The sequence below is a fragment of the Achromobacter sp. 1011791174 genome (assembly GCF_059760925.1).
This window is the reverse complement of record NZ_JCBANH010000187.1, coordinates 1-3168: the sequence shown is the minus strand read 5'-3', so window position 1 is coordinate 3168 and position 3168 is coordinate 1. Positions and strand designations below refer to the sequence as shown.

The window sequence follows — 3168 nt, the reverse complement described above, 5'->3', positions numbered from 1 at the left end:
GCGGGATGCATCGCGGTGTGGCGGGTGTCGCGGATTCAGGCCTTGGCCTTGACGCCGCCCACGATCTGCACGGGCGTGGTGCAGACGTAGCCGACGCCGTAGACCGTGCGTATGCCCATGTCGCCGCCGGCCAGCGCGCGCAGCTTGCGGCGCAGCCGGTGCATGTGGGCATCGAGGCGGTGGGTATCGTAGGCCTCGGCGCTGGCGCCCAGCGCCTCGACCAGGCGGCCGCGCGTCAGCGGCAGCGGCGCGGCCTGGATCAGCGCGCCGAGCAGGCGGCTTTCGGTGTCGGTGATGTCGACGTTGACCCGCGTCGGCGACAGCAGCTGGCGACGCGCCGGATCGAAGCGCCACACGCCTTCGGCGCGCGCGGGATCGGGCGACGGCACGACCCGCAGGCGGCGCGACAGCGACACCAGCGTGGCGCCCAGCTCGGCCAGGTTGACGGGCTTGGTCAGGTAGTGGTCGGCGCCCAGGCTCAGGCCCGAGACCTTGTCCTCGCTGAGCAGGCGGCCGGTCAGCATGATGATGCCCATGGCCGGATAGGTGGTGCGCAGATGCGAGACGCGACTCAGGCCGTCGCCGTCGGGCAGCATCGCGTCCAGCACCAGGATGCCCGGCGTCACGGCCAGCAGCAGCTGGTCCAGTTCGGACAAAGAGCCCGCGGTGAGGATGGCTTCGCCCAGGCCGAGTTCCTGGATGTACTCGGCGATGGTGTCGCGCCAGTCCCCGTGATCGTCGACGATGATGATGGTCACGGCGCCGGACAAGCTAGCGATGTGGCCGACGTGGCGTAACGCGCTCCCATGGCAAACACTCTTTCCGCTCCTTTCATGCCTGCGTTCTTATTTATTGGATTGGGATGTCCCGCACGCTCGATGGCAGCCGGGCCGCGCTCGCGACGCGCTCCGGTTTTGACGCAAGCGGAGAATATCATCAACGCCACCGGGGCGACGCGACGAAAATCAAGCCTGCGGGCCATGAACGGGATTGTCCCGGATTGCTCAAAAAATGACCAGTCCGGCGAGCAGGCTGCGCAGGGCCGCCCGCCGGCGCTTGCCGCCCGCCTTATCCACAGAAACTGTGGATAAGGCGGGCGCTTCCTGTCTTCATCCGGGCAGCCGTTCGATCGGCACGCCCGGCGGTATCTTGCGCATCCGGTCGCGTTCGATGCGCTGCGGCGCGAAACGCGTCTTGCGCGACGCGGCATTCTGCAGCAGCACCGACAGCACGGAGCCCTTGTCCTGGATCCAGTGCGTCTTGCCGCGCAACAATTTCATGGCGTTGTCCGCGGTGCCCAGCTTGTAGGTCATGGCGTTGATCTCCACCGACTGTTTGCCGTTGAAGGCCGAGCCGTCCTGTTCGGTGAGGGCGGCGGCGTCCAGATTGCTGCTTTCATGATCCACGCGATAAATAAACTTCAGTCCGCTGAACGGATCCTGCACGACGATCAGCTTGTCCGAGCCGGATATGTCGGACAGCATGCCGATGACCGTGGACTCGACCAGCTGGTTGCCCCGCTGTTCCTCGGTATAAATAAAGATGCTGTGGCGGACGGCGGCCTGGGCCGCGGCCGTGGCGGGGGTAGTACGGTTCATGCCTGGCTTGATCAATGCGGGGCGGGCGCCGCGGCGTCCGCTGCCCGGTATCGGGTTAACGGCGCGTGGGGGGATGAACTTGAGCGTTCTTGGGGAAAAATCTCCATGCCGCGCCCGCGCCGCGGCGGGGGATGCGCGGGACGGTCCGGCGCGATGGCGGCGTGCTCAGGTCCGCCTGGAGGACCACACGATTGATACTGAGTGTATCAAATGCATGATGAAGTAACGGCGTGTGCGCGGCCGGGTGGAAACCGGCGTTCGGGCGCATGCGGATTGCGCGAGGAGCATCTGGCTTGTCGTATGGAATTCGCGGGGGCATCATGCGCCGATGAAAAATACCGATGTGATTGTCCTGGGCGCCGGCATCGTGGGCGTGAGCGTCGCCCTGCACCTGGCCGCGCGCGGGCGCGCGGTGACGTTGGTGGACCGGCGCGGTCCCGGCGAAGAGACCAGCTACGGCAACGCCGGGCTGATCGAGCGCGCCAGCGTGATTCCCTATGCCTTTCCGCGCGACCTGCGCAGCCTGCTGCGCTACGCGCTGAACAATCGGCCCGACGTGCGCTATCACCCCCGCTTCCTGCCGCGCGTTGCGCCCTGGCTGGCGCGCTATTGGTGGCATTCGGCGCCGTCGCGGCTGGCGCGGGCCGCGCGGGCCATGCTGCCGCTGATCGAGCGCAGCGTGGCCGAGCATGACGCGCTCAAGGACGAGGCCGGCATCGCCGGCCTGTTCCGCCGCACGGGCTGGATCGACGGCGCGCGCAGCCAGGCGGGCCTGGATCAGGCCGCCGCCGAGGCCGCCTCGCTGTCGTCGTACGGCTTGAAGCATCAGGTGCTGGACCGCAAGGCGCTGGCGGCGCTGGAGCCGGCCCTGTCCGAACGAATGGTCGGCGCGGTCCATTGGCTGGACCCGGTCAATGTGTCGGATCCGGGCGCGGTCACGCGCGGCTATGCGGCCCTGTTGCAGCGGCGCGGCGGGGTGTTCGTGAACGGCGACGCGCGCAGCCTGCGGCAGGATGGCGGCGGCTGGCGGGTGGACACCGCCGACGGCCCGCTGCGGGCGCGCGAGGCGGTGGTGGCGCTGGGCCCCTGGTCCACCGATGTGCTCCGGCCGCTGGGCTATCGCGTGCCGATGGCGGTCAAGCGCGGCTATCACCAGCATTTCGCGCTGGAACGGGGCGCGGCGCTGACGCGGCCGGTGGCCGATATCGACAATGGTTTCGTGATGACGCCCATGACGCTGGGACTGCGCCTGACGACGGGCGCCGAGTTCGCCTCGCGCGACGCGCCGCCGACGCCGGTGCAGATCGGCCGGGTCCGCGCGCTGGCGGGACAGCTGGTGCCGCTGGGCGCGGCGGTGGAAGCGCAGCCCTGGATGGGCTGCCGGCCCTGCATGCCGGACATGCGTCCGGTGATCGGCCCGGCGCCGAACCACGCGGGGCTATGGCTGTCGTTCGGCCACGCGCATCATGGTTTCACGCTGGGCCCCGTGACCGGCCGGCTGCTGGCCAGCCTGATCACGGGCGAGGCGCCGGACATGGCCGCGGGGCCGCCGGACGCGCCGGACAGGCCC

The 3168-nt window shown here is 69.2% G+C and carries 4 protein-coding genes; 2 read left to right on the top strand and 2 right to left on the bottom strand.

Translation table 11 applies throughout. From position 1 onward, the window contains the following. Positions 1 to 35 precede the first annotated feature (35 nt). On the bottom strand, positions 36 to 758 hold the full coding sequence (locus tag AC6LJ5_RS30155) for a response regulator transcription factor (protein ID WP_103276454.1): 723 nt from the start codon (positions 756 to 758) through the stop codon (positions 36 to 38). 104 nt (positions 759 to 862) lie between these two features. Here AC6LJ5_RS30155 and AC6LJ5_RS30150 point away from each other — a divergent pair, with 104 nt between their 5' ends. Next, complete coding sequence (locus AC6LJ5_RS30150) at positions 863 to 1015, top strand: hypothetical protein (protein WP_158658404.1); 153 nt, start codon at positions 863 to 865, stop codon at positions 1013 to 1015. Between the two features lie 94 nt (positions 1016 to 1109). Here AC6LJ5_RS30150 and AC6LJ5_RS30145 read toward each other — a convergent pair whose 3' ends face one another. Continuing rightward, positions 1110 to 1598: a hypothetical protein gene (locus AC6LJ5_RS30145; protein ID WP_498142432.1), complete on the bottom strand. Its 489-nt coding sequence runs from the start codon at positions 1596 to 1598 to the stop codon at positions 1110 to 1112. A gap of 328 nt (positions 1599 to 1926) precedes the next feature. On the opposite strand from AC6LJ5_RS30145, the gene AC6LJ5_RS30140 reads away from it, so the two are divergent. After that, a partial coding sequence (locus AC6LJ5_RS30140) for an NAD(P)/FAD-dependent oxidoreductase (RefSeq protein WP_498142431.1) occupies positions 1927 to 3168 on the top strand: 1242 nt, incomplete at its 3' end.